The sequence below is a fragment of the uncultured Veillonella sp. genome, from assembly GCF_934230905.1.
Taxonomy (GTDB): Bacteria; Bacillota; Negativicutes; order Veillonellales; family Veillonellaceae; genus Veillonella.
In genome coordinates, this window is record NZ_CAKQFJ010000034.1 from 1 (window position 1) to 18,158 (window position 18,158).

General features: G+C 35.8%; 19 protein-coding genes. 3 read left to right on the plus strand and 16 right to left on the minus strand.

Annotated features, from left to right (window positions below; translation table 11 throughout):
• Positions 1–51 precede the first annotated feature (51 nt).
• Positions 52–771 carry a response regulator transcription factor gene (locus Q0E20_RS08375; RefSeq protein WP_295998906.1) on the minus strand — a complete coding sequence of 240 codons (720 nt, stop codon included), beginning with the start codon at positions 769–771 and terminating at the stop codon, positions 52–54.
• 3 nt (positions 772–774) lie between these two features.
• The gene (locus tag Q0E20_RS08380) at positions 775–2,259 is read right to left on the minus strand and encodes a HAMP domain-containing sensor histidine kinase (RefSeq protein ID WP_295998909.1); all 1,485 of its coding nucleotides are present in this window, start codon (positions 2,257–2,259) and stop codon (positions 775–777) included.
• Positions 2,260–2,436: 177 nt separating this feature from the next.
• On the opposite strand from Q0E20_RS08380, the gene Q0E20_RS08385 reads away from it, so the two are divergent.
• Positions 2,437–3,906 carry a glycosyltransferase family 39 protein gene (locus tag Q0E20_RS08385; RefSeq protein WP_295998913.1) on the plus strand — a complete coding sequence of 490 codons (1,470 nt, stop codon included), beginning with the start codon at positions 2,437–2,439 and terminating at the stop codon, positions 3,904–3,906.
• On the opposite strand, the gene Q0E20_RS08390 is transcribed toward Q0E20_RS08385, so the two are convergent.
• The 4 genes from Q0E20_RS08390 to Q0E20_RS08405 form a co-directional block, all read right to left on the minus strand.
• Positions 3,872–4,276 carry a cytidine deaminase gene (locus Q0E20_RS08390; protein WP_295998916.1) on the minus strand — a complete coding sequence of 135 codons (405 nt, stop codon included), beginning with the start codon at positions 4,274–4,276 and terminating at the stop codon, positions 3,872–3,874. The two genes, Q0E20_RS08385 and Q0E20_RS08390, sit on opposite strands and share 35 nt — an antisense overlap.
• A gap of 14 nt (positions 4,277–4,290) precedes the next feature.
• Positions 4,291–5,592, minus strand: coding sequence for a thymidine phosphorylase (locus Q0E20_RS08395; RefSeq protein ID WP_295998919.1), 1,302 nt, complete (start codon positions 5,590–5,592; stop codon positions 4,291–4,293).
• 95 nt (positions 5,593–5,687) lie between these two features.
• On the minus strand, positions 5,688–6,350 hold the full coding sequence (gene deoC / locus Q0E20_RS08400) for a deoxyribose-phosphate aldolase (protein WP_295998922.1): 663 nt from the start codon (positions 6,348–6,350) through the stop codon (positions 5,688–5,690).
• 66 nt (positions 6,351–6,416) lie between these two features.
• The gene (locus Q0E20_RS08405) at positions 6,417–7,046 is read right to left on the minus strand and encodes a 3'-5' exonuclease (protein WP_295998924.1); all 630 of its coding nucleotides are present in this window, start codon (positions 7,044–7,046) and stop codon (positions 6,417–6,419) included.
• Positions 7,047–7,277: 231 nt separating this feature from the next.
• Between Q0E20_RS08405 and pyrF the strand changes: the two genes are divergently transcribed.
• Positions 7,278–7,997, plus strand: a complete 720-nt coding sequence (gene pyrF, locus Q0E20_RS08410) for an orotidine-5'-phosphate decarboxylase (RefSeq protein ID WP_295998927.1) — start codon at positions 7,278–7,280, stop codon at positions 7,995–7,997.
• Positions 7,994–8,581, plus strand: a complete 588-nt coding sequence (pyrE, locus tag Q0E20_RS08415; RefSeq protein ID WP_295998930.1) for an orotate phosphoribosyltransferase — start codon at positions 7,994–7,996, stop codon at positions 8,579–8,581. The genes pyrF and pyrE overlap by 4 nt, the downstream gene beginning before the upstream one ends.
• A 192-nt stretch (positions 8,582–8,773) precedes the next feature.
• On the opposite strand, the gene Q0E20_RS08420 is transcribed toward pyrE, so the two are convergent.
• The 10 genes from Q0E20_RS08420 to Q0E20_RS08465 all read right to left on the minus strand — a co-directional run bounded on the left by Q0E20_RS08420 (position 8,774) and on the right by Q0E20_RS08465 (position 18,003).
• Positions 8,774–9,202: a transcriptional regulator gene (locus Q0E20_RS08420; protein WP_295998933.1), complete on the minus strand. Its 429-nt coding sequence runs from the start codon at positions 9,200–9,202 to the stop codon at positions 8,774–8,776.
• Between the two features lie 180 nt (positions 9,203–9,382).
• Positions 9,383–9,694 (minus strand): transcriptional regulator, encoded by a 312-nt coding sequence (locus Q0E20_RS08425; protein WP_295286498.1) that lies wholly within the window; start codon positions 9,692–9,694, stop codon positions 9,383–9,385.
• A gap of 9 nt (positions 9,695–9,703) precedes the next feature.
• On the minus strand, positions 9,704–10,279 hold the full coding sequence (locus tag Q0E20_RS08430) for a DUF1700 domain-containing protein (RefSeq protein WP_295998936.1): 576 nt from the start codon (positions 10,277–10,279) through the stop codon (positions 9,704–9,706).
• Complete coding sequence (locus tag Q0E20_RS08435) at positions 10,272–10,595, minus strand: PadR family transcriptional regulator (protein ID WP_295260513.1); 324 nt, start codon at positions 10,593–10,595, stop codon at positions 10,272–10,274. Before Q0E20_RS08435 ends, Q0E20_RS08430 begins: the two co-directional genes overlap by 8 nt.
• 231 nt (positions 10,596–10,826) lie before the next feature.
• Positions 10,827–11,924, minus strand: coding sequence for a S1C family serine protease (locus Q0E20_RS08440; protein WP_295998941.1), 1,098 nt, complete (start codon positions 11,922–11,924; stop codon positions 10,827–10,829).
• Between the two features lie 445 nt (positions 11,925–12,369).
• Positions 12,370–13,059 (minus strand): response regulator transcription factor, encoded by a 690-nt coding sequence (locus Q0E20_RS08445; protein WP_005377711.1) that lies wholly within the window; start codon positions 13,057–13,059, stop codon positions 12,370–12,372.
• The gene (locus tag Q0E20_RS08450) at positions 13,052–14,395 is read right to left on the minus strand and encodes a cell wall metabolism sensor histidine kinase WalK (RefSeq protein WP_295998946.1); all 1,344 of its coding nucleotides are present in this window, start codon (positions 14,393–14,395) and stop codon (positions 13,052–13,054) included. The genes Q0E20_RS08445 and Q0E20_RS08450 overlap by 8 nt, the downstream gene beginning before the upstream one ends.
• Before the next feature lie 258 nt (positions 14,396–14,653).
• Positions 14,654–16,006, minus strand: coding sequence for a pyruvate carboxylase subunit B (locus Q0E20_RS08455; protein WP_295998948.1), 1,353 nt, complete (start codon positions 16,004–16,006; stop codon positions 14,654–14,656).
• A gap of 493 nt (positions 16,007–16,499) precedes the next feature.
• On the minus strand, positions 16,500–16,817 hold the full coding sequence (locus Q0E20_RS08460) for a hypothetical protein (protein ID WP_295998951.1): 318 nt from the start codon (positions 16,815–16,817) through the stop codon (positions 16,500–16,502).
• An 85-nt stretch (positions 16,818–16,902) separates the two neighbouring features.
• The gene (locus Q0E20_RS08465; protein WP_295998954.1) at positions 16,903–18,003 is read right to left on the minus strand and encodes a glycosyltransferase family 9 protein; all 1,101 of its coding nucleotides are present in this window, start codon (positions 18,001–18,003) and stop codon (positions 16,903–16,905) included.
• Between the last annotated feature and the right edge of the window lie 155 nt (positions 18,004–18,158).

An 18,158-nucleotide genomic window follows, 5' to 3' on the forward strand; every position in this document is an offset into this window, starting at 1 on the left:
ATTGGCTAGCTTTTTTTATTATGAAAACTTATTTTGTACAGCAAGCATCTATTATTGCTTTACATAGTTATCCCATTTATGAAATCGATAACCTACCCCCCAAACGGTATCGATGTATTCTTCTCCTTGGAATTGTGTATCTATTTTGGCTCTCAATCTATTAATATGAACCATAATAGTAGATGTTTCCCCTAATGATTCGATTCCCCAAATACTTTCAAAAACTTCTTCTTTGGTAAACACACGGTTTGGACTTGATGCAAGAAGAACAAGAATATCATATTCACGAGGTGTCAAACTCACCTCAGAACCTCCTAAAAAAACTTGATGCGAATCAAGCATAATCTCTAAATTCCCTGCAATAATTTTGGTCTCAATTTCCACAACAGGACGTAAGCTATTACGTATTCGATTATACCGATGGATATGTGATTTAACACGAGCAACCAATTCAGCAGGACTAAATGGTTTAATAATATAATCGTCAGCACCTAAACCTAAGCCCCGAATCTTATCAATATCTTCTCGTTTAGCACTAACCATAATAATAGGTATTTCTTTTTCTTTACGAATATCACGGCATACAGCAAAGCCATCTTTTCGAGGAATCATTATATCAAGAAGTATAAGCTCATACTCATTAGATAACGCTGAACGCAAACCATCTATACCGTTTGTTTCAATATCTACTTCGTACCCTTCAATTTCTAAATAATCACGTTCAAGTTCATAAATTCCCATATCATCTTCAATAATCAAAATTTTACCCATATTCTACTCCTTAACGCGGGGAAATTCCATCACAATAGATAAGCCATGACCATTTTTATTATGAGTAGCATAAATAGAGCCATCCATATCTTCAACGATTTGTTTTACAATAGCTAACCCTATACCATTTCCATTGGCTACCTCTACACGTGCTTCATCAGTACGGAAAAAAATATCAAATAATCGAGGTAACATCTCTGTAGGAACTCCGTTTCCATTATCAGAAAAGGTAAATCGAAAACCATTATTAATCGTATTTGTTGTTATATCAATTTGCACAACATCATCACATCTATATTTTATACTATTCGATACAAGATTATCTAAAATACGATAAAACTGTATACGATCTATACTAACTAATCCATGATCTGTATCATACACTTCATGCAAAGAAATATGTTCGTTCTCGTCAAGATGACGCCCTACTACATATTCTTGTATTACACCATCTAAAGCATAAATATGACGATCATACTGAATCTGTTTTAACTCTAACTTAGAAAAATCTGATAACATATTAACTAAGTGTTCAATTCGTCCTGCCTTATCATAAATCTGTTGTACATAACGAGCCTGTTTTTCTATAGTATTAGCAACGCCTTCAAGAATACCACTAGCATATCCTTTCACAGATGTTAGCGGTGTTGAAATATCATGACAAATCCCTGCAATCATTTCACGTCTACGTTCTTCGTAATCAGCTTGCTCCTTACGAGCTGTAAATAATGCCTCCTGCATATTATTAAAAGCCTCACAGGCAGCTCCCAATTCATCATGATTTCTTACCATAATAATGTTAGGTACACTTCCAGACTTAAGATCATCAGCGGCTTGTTTTAAATCTTTAATAGGCATCAAAATATATGTTGCAAGACGATTAGAAATATATATACCTATACCGATGATAAGAGATAACATTAATACAATAGCCAATCCAAACGCGACTTCAACTATTTTTTTATCTGTTGACTCTGGCCCCATACTTTTAGCCATAAATGGAATTTGCCCTTTACCATACACTGTAAGCCCTGTCCCATATGAGTTTACATAGGTAAATTGATTCCCTTGCCAATTCAAATAATGAGTAAGCTCTACTACTTTCATCGTACTATTAAGATCAGCTAACATATTATCTGTTTCTAAACCAGGTGTCGAATACACAACATGCTTGTCTTTCAAAATAATTATATCTAAACCTTGTGCTTCTAACACTGCACTACTATCCAGAATATCACTAACAGTTGTAGACTCTTTTGATAGCTTTTTATTAATTTGTTCTAAACCTAATTGAAACACTTGAGCCTGAATTGAACTAGGGGCTAACATCATCCATTGTCGATGAGCAACTGGATTTGTATATCGTATAATCCCCCAAACGCCAAATAAGGCGGTTAACAATACTAAAAAGGGGATGATAATAATAAGTAAGTTACTCATTATCATTTTTTTCTGTACACCTAATGAATTAAACCAGTTAAATAGCATTGTAACCTCCTGTTCTTCATTATACTTGCTACTCTTTTGTCTATTTGATTATGTGAATAAATATTTCATAATATGTAATTTAATCGTTATATTTTTGTAATATTTGTTCTTTATTATGTATTTATATGAAAATAAAGGTAGTATCAAATAAACAGTTTAGCATGAGGTAATAAGTCTATGAAATATATTCTAAAAAATAGAGACTATCATATTTTGATAGTCCTTATCTTATCCTCCCTTATTTATTTTATAGGCAATTCTTGGCTCAGCATTACGGACCCTATAGAATCTAACTATGCACTAACGGCAAAAGAAATGCTAATAAACAAAAATTACCTATCCCCTCAAATTTTTGGTCATTACTGGTATGATAAACCTATTTTTTATTACTGGGAACTTATCATAAGCTTTAAAATATTTGGTATCTCAAACTTTGGCGCACGATTTTTCTCTGGCCTAATCGGCCTCTGCAATATTTTTCTTGTTTTCCGATTTGTAAAAGCACAAACAAATCATGTTATCGCCATAGTGAGTGCAATCATTGTATCCATCTCAGTAGAATACTGGATTATTGCTAAATCTATTATAACAGATATGACACTAGGTCTATGTTTTAATGCGATATTAATGAGTTTCTATATGGGATATTCCCAACATAAAACACAATCACCATATTATAAATACTATTATCTACTCGCCTATATAGCATCGGCTATTGCCGTACTGACTAAGGGGCCTATCGGATTTTTATTACCAGGCTGTATTATACTAGTCTATCTTGTGATTCGACGGGATATTCGAGAATTACTTAGCTTACAACTTATTCCAGGAATGACCATTTTCATCTTAGTTGCTGGAAGTTGGTATTACTATATGTACACAATTCATGGTGATGATTTTGTTAATATATTCTTAGGTGTTCACAATTGGTTACGAGCTACTGTATCAGAGCATCCAAAATTTAATGTTTGGTATTATTACCTTCCTATTACTATCATTTCATTATTTCCTTGGTCTATTATTTTACCAAAACTGATATACAACAACCGAAAAATTTGGTTCACTAATATTCCCTTACACAGCTTTTTAGCAATCTGGGCCGGTACAGTTATACTCTTTTTTTCATTTATGGCAACCAAATACTCAACCTATACGTTCCCTGCTCTAACACCGTTAGCTATATTGATGGCAATTATGTGTTACCAACGGATATCATTAATCTGTAAAGTTGCGCTAGCTATGAGTATTACCTATATAGTGCTAACTTTCACAATTGCTATCCCACAAACAAATAAAGCTTCTAGCCCCGCCATCAGTCAATATATTAGTCAATATATAAACGATGAGTCTATCATCGTACAAGGAAGTGGTAGATATCGGGTTTCACCAACCTACTATAGCAATCATACAGTCTATAAATTGATTGGTCCTAATGAAACAGCTCCTAATCCGAGTACGATTTCATGGAATGCAAAAGAGATTATGCCATTTATATCCGTCAATAATCTACCTACAGATAAAGACGTCTATCTACTCATCTATGGTAATGATAGTTTTCCAACCACACTCAATGAAAGTCAATGGTCTAAAATATATTCCACTACAGAAGGATCTATTTACCAACTACATCACAGTCTGAAAAACTAAATGGCAATAGTTCTTCAATAGATACTATTTTCATATTCCCCATCAAATTTGCCATGATAATCGTTGGAATTTTAAACTCGTTTATGACTTGACGACAAGCACCACATGGCGCACAAGGCCCTTCCGTATCTGCAACTACGGCAAGGGCTTTAAACTTTCTATGGTCTTCTGATATAGCTTTAAAAATAGCGGTTCTTTCAGCACAATTAGTAAGTCCATAAGATGCATTTTCTATATTACACCCTTTGTAGATAGTACCATCTTCACACAAAAGTGCTGCCCCTACAGCGAAATTAGAATAGGGACTGTAAGATTGTTGACGAGCCTCTATAGCACACGCTACTAGCTGCTCTACATCTTGTTTTATCACAATCAATCCCCCCTTTATTCTACGATAGCCAATATGGTATCTCGGCTTACAGGTTTTTCTAAACCAATTGTCAGAGCTTGTATATAGGCATGCGCTGCACCTTCAAATAAACTTTCATCATCAGCATATAACGTGGCAATTACATCTCCCTCGGCTATACTATCACCGGTTTTCTTATGCATCACAATGCCAGCTGTCATATCAATAGGGCCATCTTTTACAGTTCGACCTGCCCCTAGCATAACCGATGCAATACCACAGGCCTCTGTATCCATATGTGTAATATAACCTGCACTAGATGTCTTAATATCATACGTAAATTGAGATTGACCCAACAAAGAAATGTTGTCTACGACACGACCATCTCCCCCTTGGGAGATGATGAGTTCTCGCAACTTAGCTAAACCATCTCCATTTTGCAACGCACTCTGCACTTTAGCATAACAAGTATCATAATCACCTTTTTCACTCATCACTAATAAATACGCTGCCATAACAAGACATTCATCAGTCAAATCGCGTGGTCCATGTCCTCTTAAGGTTTGAATGACCTCCGCGATTTCTAAAGCGTTCCCAATAGCATACCCCAATGGTCGATCCATATCTGTAATAACAGCTTTAACAATTCGCTTATTTTCCCGACCAATATCTACCATCGTCTGTGCTAATGTATGGGCTTCATCTAAAGATTTCATAAACGCTCCACTGCCAACTTTAACATCTAGTAAAATAGCATCAGCACCTGAGGCGAGTTTTTTACTCATAATCGATGAGGCAATAAGAGGAATACTATCCACTGTAGCCGTTACATCACGTAAAGCATAGATTTTCTTATCCGCTGGCGCAATATTACTAGATTGACCAATAACGGCAACACCAATATTGTTAACTTGATTCCTAAAGGCCTCTTCTGAAAGTTCTGTTTTAAGGCCCGGTATAGATTCCATTTTATCTATGGTACCACCCGTATGACCAAGTCCACGACCTGACATTTTAGCGACTACACCACCACAAGCTGCGACCAGCGAGGCAATAACAAGTGTAGTTTTATCACCTACGCCACCTGTACTATGCTTATCTACTTTAATGCCCTTAATGGCCGATAAATTAACCATATCCCCCGAATGGGCCATAGCCATAGTAAACGTGCCTAGTTCTTTTGTCGTCATGCCTTTAAACATGACGGCCATAAGAAACGCACTCATTTGATAATCAGGGATATTTCCTTCTACATAACCACGTATTAACCACTGTATTTCTTTATCAGATAGCTCAATTCCTTGTCGTTTTTTGAGTATCACATCATACATTCTCATATGTTACCTACAAAGGGCTGTAAGGAATTACACAATGTAAGTTCCATTACAGCCCCCTTTCTATACGTTATATACTACGTTATATACTACGTAATCTATACAGTTTCATTCAATCGATTTTTTAATAGCCCTACAGCAGCACTTGCACCAATCCGTGTACATCCAGCCGCAATATAAGCTTTCATCGCCTCAACGGAACGAATCCCACCAGCAGCTTTAATTTGTACATTAGGACCAATGTACTTCTTAAACAATTGCACATCCTCTAATGTAGCACCACCGCTTCCAAATCCAGTCGATGTCTTAATAAAATCTGCGCCACCTTCCGTTACACAACGGCATAGTTCTATCTTTTCTTCATTCGTTAAGAAACATGCCTCTATGATAACCTTTAAGATTTTAGTACCACATACCGCTTTAAGATCTTTAATTTCCTCTGTTATAGCACGATAATCACCTTGCTTAGCATCACCCAAATTAATAACCATATCGATTTCTGAGGCACCTTCCGTTATTGCTTGTTTTGTTTCCGCCACCTTGGATTCTGTCGTTTGATAGCCTAAAGGAAACCCTACAACAGTACATACATTTAACTTCGGATATGCATTATGTGCTGATTCTACAAAATCTGGTGGAATACATACAGATGCTGTGTCATATGTTAACGCTTCTTCACATATAACCTTAATTTCATCCCATGTAGCAACAGGGTTTAATAATGTATGGTCCACATAGGATAATAGGTCTTTACCTAACATATTTACCTCCCCAATACTCTATTTCACTATACGTGTTATGTATTATGTATTATGCCTAGACTATCACTAGAAAAATGACATTTGCTCTGGTTCCGGCTTCTTATGTAACGCTGCCTGCGCGGCTTTATTCTTTTCATCAATAAACGGCTCAAGTGGAACGCCTATTTTCGATAAAAGTTCTGGTAAGGAATTAGCTCCTTTCAAACGTGCAGCCTCGATAGCAACCTTGGCACAAGTTTCAGCATCATCCAATGCATAGTGATGCTTGAAATCAACACCTAAATATGCTCCCATAGTGTTTAATTTATGATTGACTAAATCTGGCCATACGGCACGGGAAATTTTTACAGTACATGCATATTCAAGTTCTGGCCATGGAATTTTATAATAATCAAGTGTAGCTCGTAACACATTCATATCAAATTTAGCATTATGAGCAATCATAATTTTTCCTTTTAAATGATTTTCATAAATGGCAGGCCATAATTGGTCAAATGTCTTTTCGTTCAATACCTCCTTTGGCTCGATACCATGAATTTCAATACATTCAGGATCAAAAGACATAAACGGTGGTTTAATAAGACTATAGGCTTTTTTAGTAATCTGTCCATTTTCAACGGTAATAACCGCTAAGGAACAGGCACTATTTTTATATTTATTAGCTGTTTCAAAATCCAATGCTACAAAATCTAACATGGTAATCCTTTCTTAGCTACTAACAACATATTATATACATACGTTGGATATACATATATCAACTTATATTAGGAATCATCTTCACTTCTGTGTTTATTATATCATGAACGCGAAGAAAATCGATGTATAAAAGCAGTTCTTAAGCCGACTTTCACAACGGATTTTCATTGACAGGACCCCCTATTCTATGTGAAAATTATTTAGATATATATGTACTATGGAGGTTATAACATGGCAGATGACAGATTAATCGTCGCCCTCGACGTATCCACAATGGATGCGATGAAATCTATCGTGTCCTCACTAGGGGACTCCGTTAGTTTCTACAAGGTGGGTATGGAATTATTCTATGCCGAAGGGGACCAAACGGTTCGCTATTTGCAAGAGCACGGCAAACATGTCTTTCTCGATTTGAAATTACATGATATTCCTAATACGGTAGCCCATGGCGTATCTTCCCTTACTCATTTAGGCGCCAATCTAATCACTATTCATGGTCAAGGTGGCCCTATTATGATGAAAGCTGCCGCTAAGGCTGCTCGTGAAAGCGCTGAAAAACTAGGCATCGAACGTCCAAAACTATTAGCAATTACCGTATTAACAAGCTTTGATGACGAATCTTGGACATCTATTGGTGGTCAATTACCAATTGCGGACCAAGTCATTCGCCTTGCAAAACTTGCTAAAGAATCCGGTATGGACGGTGTTGTATGTTCCGCCTTAGAAGCTAAGATGATTCGTGAAGCCTGTGGACCAGACTTCCTTATCGTTACACCAGGCATTCGCCCATCCTTTGCGGCCACAAACGACCAAAAGCGCATTGCTACACCATCGAGTGCCTTACAGGATGGTGCATCTCGCCTTGTTATTGGCCGACCTATTACACAAGCTGAACATCCACAAGAGACGGTACGTTTAATTATTGAAGAAATGGAGAGTGTATCCAAATGATGTCAGAACAAGAAGTAAAACAATTACTCATCGATACTCAAGCAATTTTAGAAGGTCATTTCTTATTGACTTCCGGTCTACATAGCCCTATGTACGTTGAAAAATTCAACGTATTACAACATCCCAAATACACTGAAACATTATGTAAAGAATTGGCTGAACGCTTCCGCGATCAAAATGTAGAGCTCGTTATTGGACCTATGACTGGTGGCATCTTATTAGCTCACGAAGTTGGTAAAGAACTGGGCACACGCGCCATCTTTACAGAACGTGAAAAAGGTGTCATGACATTGCGTCGTGGTTTTAAAATCGAACCAGGTACACGTGTACTTATCGTAGAAGATATCGTAACTACAGGTGGTTCCGTACAGGAAGTTGTTAACGTAGTTAACCAATCTGGCGGCGAAATCGTAGGTGTAGGCCTTCTCGTTAATCGCTCTGGTGGTAAAGCTGAATTTGGTGTACCAAAAGAAAAAGTACAAGCGTTACTTAACCTTGAAGTACCAACATACAAGCCAGAAGAATGCCCTCTCTGTAAAGAAGGCATAGCCATGACAGAACGCGGTTCTAAACATATTAAATAAAATTATAAACAAATACAAAAAGAGCTCCTTCACTGAGGAGCTCTTTTTGCTTGTGTGTAGTTATTGTGTGTAAGAGAGAGATTCTGATACGAATGTATCACGTAGAGTGTATGGCTCTACGGTGGCCATGAATGCACTTTCATGACCACGTTCTCTATTATTTTATGAGAGAAAAGGACTCATAAAATATGGTTAGTTTTGTGTAGTTTGTGGTGCACCTTGACCAGTTTGTTGTTGTGGTGCATTATCATTATGTCGATCACCATGAGAAGGCTGATCTTGTGGTGGCATTTGATGATTATTACATTGTTGTCTCATTTGATGATTTTGACCTTCTGGTCTCATAGATTGATCGTTATCTTTTCGATGCATATTATCAACTTGATGATTCATTGGCATATGCTCCATTCGATCTTGTTTATGCATTTGGTTATTTTGATTTTCTAGTAGCATATCACATTTTTTATCTTGGAAATTGTTTGCATCATCATGATTTCGTTCTACTAACAAGTTCATCTTGATTGGCTCATTATTATTTTGTACGTCATTAGTAGAAGCAAATGTTACACCGCCAATCCCAAATGCTGCGGTTAATACTGTAGCAATTAAAAGTTTTTTCATATTTTCACCTTTACCTAATATTCAAATACGATTAAAACAACTATATCCTCAGATAGATCTAACTCTATATCTATTAATATCTTAAAATATACGGTTCAATCTATATTAATAGTTTTATATATTTTATTAAGCTTGTGTATCACCATTAGGTGCTTGTTCTGAAGCATTACCAGTAGGTTGCTAACCTTGAGATGGTTGGCCTTGTGGAGGCATTTGACCATCTTGAGGCATCATTTGGTTTTGACAATTTTGGTACATATGTTGACCATTATTTGGCCCCATACCATCTTGAGGCATCATTTGATTATTTCCATCCATCATATGTTGGTCCATATGCATATTAGAACCATCATGTCTATGTGGTTTTCTAAACTGTTGTTCATTGGTTTTCATCCATTCACCAAAATTTGGTAAATCATTTACAGCAAAGGATGTACCTACCCCTACAGCACTGATTACAGTTAGAATGGCAGCAATTATAATTCGTTTCATAAGTCCTCCTTAATCTACATTGCTGAAATAACGTTCGCGTACACCACGAAGTTCAATACCGATAAATATACATGTAAGGCCCCCAAAAAGGCCTACACCTGCGAGTGCAACTAAAGTTATCATAGATAACGCAGGAAATGCAGTTACATTTTCAAATGGTTGCCATGAGCTACCTAATAAATATAAAATAGCCGGCGTAATCACCAATATAAGCACGCCTACAATATAGGCTAAGGCACTGCCAATAGCAACTAATGTCTTCGATGCCTTTTTTGCCATTCCCGGCAACTGCGGTAATAAGCGTTCTTTATACTCATCAAATCTAGCATAGATTTCTTGCATATTCACAGATTTACTTGTATTACCATCCTCATTTAACGTATCTGTAATAATTCCAGCATCTACATAGGATGCATAAATTTCCTCTGGAGACCCCAAGGATTTAATAATTTCATCATCTGTAAGGCCTTTTTCATGGCCTACAGCAAAGTGTTCTTCATAAACCTCTATAATACTTTCAACATCAGCAACATGTGCCTTTTTGAAGATATTACGCAGTGCTTCTAAAAAACTTTTCTTATTCATTATAGTCAACTCCTTTCAACAGGATATTTACAACGCCAGAAAACTCATTCCATTCTCGTCTCATCTCGTTATAAGCCTCTCGGCCTATATCTGTTATATGATAATATTTCCGAGAAGGCCCTGTAGAAGATTCCTTTAAATAGGTTTCAACATACTTCTCTTTTTTTAGTCTGTTAAATAATGGATATATCGTTCCTTCAGAAATTTCTATGTATTCTGAAATGGTGCTTACGATTTCATATCCATAGCGATCCTGCTGTGTTAATAATGCTAGCACTAACATATCCATAACACCTTTTTTTAATTGAACTTGCATAGTTCCTCCCTTTTAGGCTGTGCTTGCCAGGCAATGTGAAAGCTCTCTTACGATCACTATCTTATACTGACAAATACATAATATCATAAGGTACCTTGAATTGCAAGGTACCTTATAAAAAAATATTTTATAAAACAAAAAATCCTTTCAACGTGCTGGAAAATACAGATAATATCTAGTGTTCCATCAGTCGAAAGGATTTTATATATAATTTTTCTATTTCTAAAACTATTAGTTAGACGAGGATTTCCCTAATGTAACTTTAGTGCTTTTCATTTTACCATTATGAGTATAGGATACTAAAATTGTATCACCAGGACTCTTAGCATCAATTTGCTCCTTTAATTCCATTAATGTAGTTACATCCTTACCATCAATTTGAGCAATCGTATCGCCTTCCACAAGGCCTGCTTTCGCCATAGGACCTGTTTGGTCTAACTGAACAATAAGAAGTCCATCTCCTTCATAGCTTACATTATTACGTGCAGCCGTTTGACGATCTACAGCCCATACGCCAATATACGGACGTATTACTTTACCGTTCTTAATGATAGAGTCGATAATAGGTTTTGCCGAATTAATAGGAATGGCAAACCCCATCCCTTCTACCCCTTCTTTAGAGATTTTAGAGCTATTAATGCCTATCAGTTCCCCATCAGCATCCAGCAATGCTCCACCCGAATTACCAGGATTGATAGCCGCATCGGTTTGTATTAACGGGAACCGTTGTCCTTGGTCATCAATTGTGCGAGCCAAAGCACTGATTACACCTGATGTAACAGATCCTTTAAACTCAAGTCCCAATGGATTACCAATGGCAATTGCCGGTTCTCCTACCTGTAAGGAATCAGAATCCCCAATAGTAATCGGTTGAATATTTTTAGGAGGATTAATCTTCACAACTGCCAAATCAGATTGTTCATCTGCACCCATAACCGTACCTTTAACAGTACTACCATCTGATAATGACACAGTAACTTCATTATTGCTAGCACCTGCTACAACATGATTATTCGTTACTATATGACCTTCATTATCAATCAAAACACCAGAACCAACGCCTTCACCAGCGTATATAGTACGATTAAAAATATCCTTTTGAAAAACTTGTGTTGTAATTCCCACTACAGCTGGCCCCGATTTTTTAGCAGCTTGCACCACATAGGTATTACGTGCTTCAGTTAATGGTTTCGTTTGCTTGGTTTGATTTGTTACAACACTCTGTTGCGTGCCTGCTGGTGTACCGAAAAAATAATATCCACCACCTACACCTACGCAGAGTGCAATAGCACATGCTATAATCTGCTTCTTATAATTTTTTATATTCATATACTGTCTCCTATTTTAAATTGTATACAATTAATGTAAAATCATTATATGTCCTAATTCATATATTTGCAACATAACAATTCTTGTCAAGCTTAAATTATATGTAAAAACAGTTATAAACAAAAGAGGTATTCATTAGAATTATCTAATGAATACCTCTTTTGCATATAGTTTGAGAGTGTAAGGACTGTGAGAGAGAGTTATATATGAAGACGGAAAAGTTGAGAGAGAACTTATTAAGAGAGAGAAGTTAAGTGTATCTTTTCCGTATACCTTCATAATAATCCTTACAATTATAGTATACACAATTTGTTTAAAAAATAAAGCGTTCTATATAAAAAATATATAAAAATTCGATTATTTCTCTATAATATACGCCCTATAAACTCATATTTCATCAACAGCGCATGCATCCATGAGCCAAAAGTGAATTCTTTTATATCTTTTAAACAAACTTATAACCTACACCCCAAACAGTAATGATATGTTTACTATCAGATGGATTTTCTTCAATTTCTTCACGCAAACGATTAATATGAACAGCTACGGTTGCATAATCACCATAAGAATCTAATCCCCATACACGAGAATATAATTCTTCTTTGGAAAATACGATATCGCGGTTACGCATAAGAAATTCTAATAGTTGGAACTCTTTTTTCTTAAGATGGACTTCTTTATCATTTACCCAAACCTTCATCATTTTAGGATCAAGACGAATATCACCAGATTGAATAGCATTGGTATCAACAACATCTTTTTCAGTAAGTCGTTTATATTGAGCTAACATAGCTTTAATCTTTGCAATCAATACAGATGGAGAGAATGGTTTTTCAATATAATCATCGGCACCTACACCTAAGCCACGAATTTTATCAATATCATCAAGACGCGCAGTAACCATTACAATTGGTACACGTACTTTATCACGAATGGCGCGACATACTTCAAAGCCGTCCATTTCTGGCAACATAACGTCCAAAATAATTAAATCTACTGGTGTATTCAAAGCAGCTTCAATGCCATCAGTACCATTATTCATAACAGTTACGTCATAACCGGCAACCATTAAATAATCACGCTCAATATTAGCAATGTCAATATCGTCTTCAATTATTAGAATATGTTCACTCATGATTTTCTCCTTTTTTCGGGAACTCTAAAATAATCCTAAGTCCATGTGGTCTAATATTTTCTATCACTACACGACCTTCGAAAATTTCCATAATACGTCTAATAATCGAAAGACCAAGTCCACTCCCCTCCTGTGGATTAGTGCGGGACGAATCAACTCGATAAAACGGACGCATAAGTCGGTCAAGCGACTCTGGCGGAACCCCAGGGCCATCATCACTGACCACACAGTACACATGACTTTCATCTTCGGTGACATCAATAACACTATGTCCTATATCTGCCATCTTATATTTTGCACTATTATTTAAAATATTTTGCAATACCCGTTGTAATAACTGCGGATTTGCCATAATAGTAGCATCCTTAACTGTAATACGTTGGCTCAATTCAAGACCTCTAGACTTATAATGTTCTATATGATCTTCCACAAAGCCTTGTACGTATTTTCCTAATTCAATTGCTTCCGATGGTCTAGATTCCTTTTTATAATTTAATGTTGTAATAAGGAATAGTTCCTCCAACATAGAATCTAAATCATTGGCACGCTTTAAAATGATTCCCATATAACGCTTTTGTTGTTCTTCGGTTGGTGCAATACCATCGCGTACACCTTCTGCATATGCTTTAATGGCCGTTAATGGAGTGCGAATATCATGAGAGATACCAGCAAGTAGTTCTTTTTGTTGCTCCTGCTCCATTTCGATTTGATAATTAGCAGCTTGTAATGATTCCGTCATATTACGTACATGAATCATAATAAACTTCGTCACAAATCGGTTAATCGCAAAAAATGTAACAATAAACAAAAGTAATGCCACAATACTAATGTAGAATGAAACTGACTCTAACAAGCTATCGCTACCATGTACAGCTCGTTTAATAGCAATATGATATAGATATGCATGACGTCCTTCATTCTTGCGCATTTCATATACAAAGGTATGATTCGACTGATATACAATCCCTTGCAATTCAGGGTTTACATCAATCAAGCCAACAATAGCTGACTCATTATAGATTTGTTGTGTACCATAGGAATATAAAACCTTACCTTGGTCAATAATCTCTACATACACCTCATTAGGGTCTAATAAACTATAGCTTGGTTTAACAAGAGAATCCATTAAACCATTGTCTAAACCATAAAAGGTAATAGTTTCAGCCACACGGCTAACACTTTTAAACTGTTGTTCTTGCTCGATACGTAAATAGTATCCAGCATTCGCTAAAATGCGTAGTCCTGAAAAATATAACAAAAATAGAATAATTGCAATTAATATAGGAACTACAAATAGAACAACATTGGATATCCAAATTCTAATTTGTAAATTCACAGGATTACCTCAATATCATAATTAGTAGATACTCTCTATAGTGTACGCTATTTTACGCATGATTAGCAAGAGAAAACATAAAATTCATATAATAAAATTCACAACTTATTCATTATATGTTTATAATTGCAATCAATAATAAATATTAATTATAATAATTATCTAAAATATATACTTAATGTATTTTCACTATCGAAATCCATCCTATTAAGACATAAAAACAGCCCCACCTAATAGGTGGAGCTGTTAATATTAAGATTAACGACGGTTAGCTTCGAAGAAGTTAATAGCAACTTCTGGGAACATAGCGTATGTTAATACGTCTTCTTCAGTGATGCCAGTGTAACCTTTGGAGTTCAAATCTTCAGTGTAACCTGCCAATTCAGGTTCGATAAGATCTGCAGGACGGCAAGTAATAGGTTCTTCATCGCCAATAATAGTTTTTTGAATTTCTTCAGAAATTGGTGCTGGCAATGCGCCATATTTACCACGTACAAGATCTTTAACTTCGTTAGGAACCATTTTATAACGGTCGCCCATCATAACGTTCATCATAGCCATTGTACCAACAATTTGAGAAGTTGGAGTTACCAATGGAGGATAACCCAAGTCAGCACGTACGCGTGGCATTTCATCCATAACGTCGAAGAAGCGATCGCCCATGCCCATTTCATTCAATTGATTTTGAGTATTGGACAACATACCGCCAGGAATTTGGTAACGACGAACAGCTGGGATTACATCGCTAGCTGGTTTCAAGTTGAATTCTTCAGCGATTTGTTGTTTTACTTTACGGAAGTGTTCAACTAATGGAATGAATTTATCAAGATCTAAACCAGTATCCCATTCAGTACCTTTGAACATTTCAATAATTGTTTCAGTAGCAGGTTGGCTAGTTGCATGAGCAAATGGAGAAATAGCAGTATCAATGATATCTACACCAGCTTTAGCAGCTTCCCAGTATGTAGTAGTTGCAAGACCACATGTGAAATGGCTATGCAAGTCGATTGGCAATTCACCAAAACGTTTTTTAAATGTAGAAATCATTTCATAAGCGTCTTTTGGTGCCATCAAACCGGACATATCTTTAATGCAAAGAGAATCTGTACCCATTTCAACCAATTTTTCAGCAACTTTCAAGAAGCTTTCAGTTGTATGTACTGGGGAGATTGTGTATACCATTGCGGATTGAACATGTGCGCCAGCTTTTTTAGAATATTTAATAGCAGCTTCCATGTTACGAGGGTCATTCAATGCATCGAAAATACGAATGCGGTCGATACCATTACGAACAGCAGCTTTACAGAATGCTTCAACTACATCATCAGAGTAATGTTTGTAGCCCAATAAGTTTTGGCCACGAAGTAACATTTGTAATGGAGTATTTTTTACATTTGCTTTTAATTTACGAAGGCGTTCCCAAGGATCTTCGTTCAAGAAACGAAGGCAGCTATCATAAGTAGCACCGCCCCAACATTCAAGAGCTTCATAACCAATTTCATCTAAAAGGCCAAGTACAGGTTCCATTTGTTCGTAACGCATACGAGTTGCCAAAATAGATTGATGACCGTCACGAAGAACGGTGTCCATAAGTTTTAATTTTTTAGCCATCTTAATCCTCCAATTCGAAATAGTTAGGTGATGTAAATTTATACATCATCTCAATCACTATCTCATACCTATTTATCAACAATTTCTATAGTTCCTACTTATGCAGGAAAAATATACTAAGAATTGTTGGAACATACTTATATTAGACTACTTCTAAAATTCTTTGTCAACAAGTATATTATGCTTATTTATCATCCAAAAGTATGCATCTTTGATATAAAAGTGTAATAAAAATCACTAAAAAGTCCAATCATACTAGATTTTATCTTGAATCTTCAATCATTACCAAAAGAGTATGTTAATTAGAATATAAGAACAAACTAATCATCATATCGATATAATTTTTATTTATGTATGAAAGCATATCAGTATTTTCTAATATAGTATAACGAATTATCTTGATTTACAAACTCAGTTATCAAAATTTTTAATAACCAAAAAGTAAGTTTTAAAATTCATCAGTATACATTTTTATTCAAACCAACATAATATCTTATTTCACTTTTTTAGGTGCTGTTTCGAGGATAATATTTTTACCATCTCGTTTTACTTGAATGGAAAAAGCACCTTCACCTTCTTTAAAATATTCCATCTTAATATCTAAAAGCAACTTACCAATTAGCGTTTCAACTTTTTCAGTCAAAAATTCACGATAAAAGGCATCTTGACTTTGTTTTTGACTTTGATGAATTGTAGGCTTTGAAGCATTGCGTTCCGCTTGCATCATAGTTTCTTCAAAATTATCATCTCCACCCCACTTCTTCATCATTTCAGCATCAGATAAATCTTTTTGAATCTTAAATTTTGCCATTATATACTCCTATTCCGCTATTACGATTAGCTATACTTATTATAATCGAAATTATGTCTAAACTCGTTACCTTTTAATACATTCTCTAAACCGTTGTTCCTAGCAGCTCAATAATATGCTCCTTTACCTCAATAGGATCAATGCCATACATGCAATAAGCTTTTCCTTTAGGACATTTTCGTTTACGGCAGCCTAAACAGTCTATATCATGATTTTGTAACACTTTATAGATTCCAGTTAAAGGCCCCCATTCTACAGGGTTTGTAGGGCCAAATAAGCCGATTACAGGACGATGCAATGCTATAGCCATATGTAATGCACCTGTATCACAAGCAACTACTACATCACACTCATTAATCAAAGCCGCCATCTCACGCAAGGTAGTCTTTCCTAATTGATTATAAACTGGCAATGCTTCTCTTTCTACATATTGCATCAAGCCTTCAAATTCTTTAACTTCTTTCAGCCCCCCAAAGCATATAAAGTTACTTCTATAAGACATCGAATCAATTAATTGTTGCCACTTTTCATGGGGCCAAGACTTCGTCTGCCATGATGAGCCAAGAACTAAGCCAATCAGCGGTCTATCCTTCTCTGTAAAAGCTATATTTAATTTTGATTTAGCACGCTGCTGTTCTTCCTCCGTTACAACGAGATTCATTATGTTCACATCATCTGTATCAAGCTGAGATGTTTCTGTATTAGAATCACCATTTTCCGTTGATAATACGGTAGGTAGTAATTGAACCACCTCAAGGTATTGTTCGATAACATGTTTTGAATTATTTTTTGATTTATAGTTCGTAAATAACCAATTTAATTCCTTAGTGCCTCCTAATCCTAACCGTATAGGTGCACCCGATGCTAATAAAACAAGGCCCGTAATAAGTCGGCCTTGTACATCAATAGCTATATCAAAATGATATGGTTTCAATCGTTTTCTTAACCCCCACCACATATTCCACATGGTACGAAGGTGTAATTTCTTTGAATGCGCCTCATAGACATCACGCTCCCAAGGAATTATATAATCAACATAAGGATTATGTTCCAATAATTCTGCCATACTAGGCGTAACAATCCAATGTAAATTTGCATTAGGATACCGCTGTTTTACCCACCTTGCAGCGGCTGTGGCATGCAGTATATCACCAATATAACTGAGCCTTACAAACAATATATTCATAAACAACCGCCTTTCTCATGCATCATCGTTATTTTTATAAATACCAATCTACATTTTTATACTTATATTGATTATAACGAAATATATATGAGTTCAACTTGAATTATCTCCTACTAGAAGTGAAAAATTTATAAATAAAGCCTTTATAACCTGCG

What these genes read in the sequence shown, in the direction of transcription:
- Q0E20_RS08420 (WP_295998933.1), bottom strand. Translation starts at nt 9,202, where the DNA reads ATGAAAAAACTTTTAATTGCTACAGTATTAACCGCAGCATTTGGGATT.
- Q0E20_RS08445 (WP_005377711.1), bottom strand. Translation starts at nt 13,059, where the DNA reads ATGAGTGAACATATTCTAATAATTGAAGACGATATTGACATTGCTAAT.
- Q0E20_RS08425 (WP_295286498.1), bottom strand. Translation starts at nt 9,694, where the DNA reads ATGAAACGAATTATAATTGCTGCCATTCTAACTGTAATCAGTGCTGTA.
- pyrE (WP_295998930.1), top strand. Translation starts at nt 7,994, where the DNA reads ATGATGTCAGAACAAGAAGTAAAACAATTACTCATCGATACTCAAGCA.
- Q0E20_RS08455 (WP_295998948.1), bottom strand. Translation starts at nt 16,006, where the DNA reads ATGGCTAAAAAATTAAAACTTATGGACACCGTTCTTCGTGACGGTCAT.
- deoC (WP_295998922.1), bottom strand. Translation starts at nt 6,350, where the DNA reads ATGTTAGGTAAAGACCTATTATCCTATGTGGACCATACATTATTAAAC.
- Q0E20_RS08440 (WP_295998941.1), bottom strand. Translation starts at nt 11,924, where the DNA reads ATGAATATAAAAAATTATAAGAAGCAGATTATAGCATGTGCTATTGCA.
- Q0E20_RS08430 (WP_295998936.1), bottom strand. Translation starts at nt 10,279, where the DNA reads ATGAATAAGAAAAGTTTTTTAGAAGCACTGCGTAATATCTTCAAAAAG.
- Q0E20_RS08465 (WP_295998954.1), bottom strand. Translation starts at nt 18,003, where the DNA reads ATGAATATATTGTTTGTAAGGCTCAGTTATATTGGTGATATACTGCAT.
- Q0E20_RS08375 (WP_295998906.1), bottom strand. Translation starts at nt 771, where the DNA reads ATGGGTAAAATTTTGATTATTGAAGATGATATGGGAATTTATGAACTT.
- pyrF (WP_295998927.1), top strand. Translation starts at nt 7,278, where the DNA reads ATGGCAGATGACAGATTAATCGTCGCCCTCGACGTATCCACAATGGAT.
- Q0E20_RS08435 (WP_295260513.1), bottom strand. Translation starts at nt 10,595, where the DNA reads ATGCAAGTTCAATTAAAAAAAGGTGTTATGGATATGTTAGTGCTAGCA.
- Q0E20_RS08380 (WP_295998909.1), bottom strand. Translation starts at nt 2,259, where the DNA reads ATGCTATTTAACTGGTTTAATTCATTAGGTGTACAGAAAAAAATGATA.
- Q0E20_RS08460 (WP_295998951.1), bottom strand. Translation starts at nt 16,817, where the DNA reads ATGGCAAAATTTAAGATTCAAAAAGATTTATCTGATGCTGAAATGATG.
- Q0E20_RS08405 (WP_295998924.1), bottom strand. Translation starts at nt 7,046, where the DNA reads ATGTTAGATTTTGTAGCATTGGATTTTGAAACAGCTAATAAATATAAA.
- Q0E20_RS08385 (WP_295998913.1), top strand. Translation starts at nt 2,437, where the DNA reads ATGAAATATATTCTAAAAAATAGAGACTATCATATTTTGATAGTCCTT.
- Q0E20_RS08395 (WP_295998919.1), bottom strand. Translation starts at nt 5,592, where the DNA reads ATGAGAATGTATGATGTGATACTCAAAAAACGACAAGGAATTGAGCTA.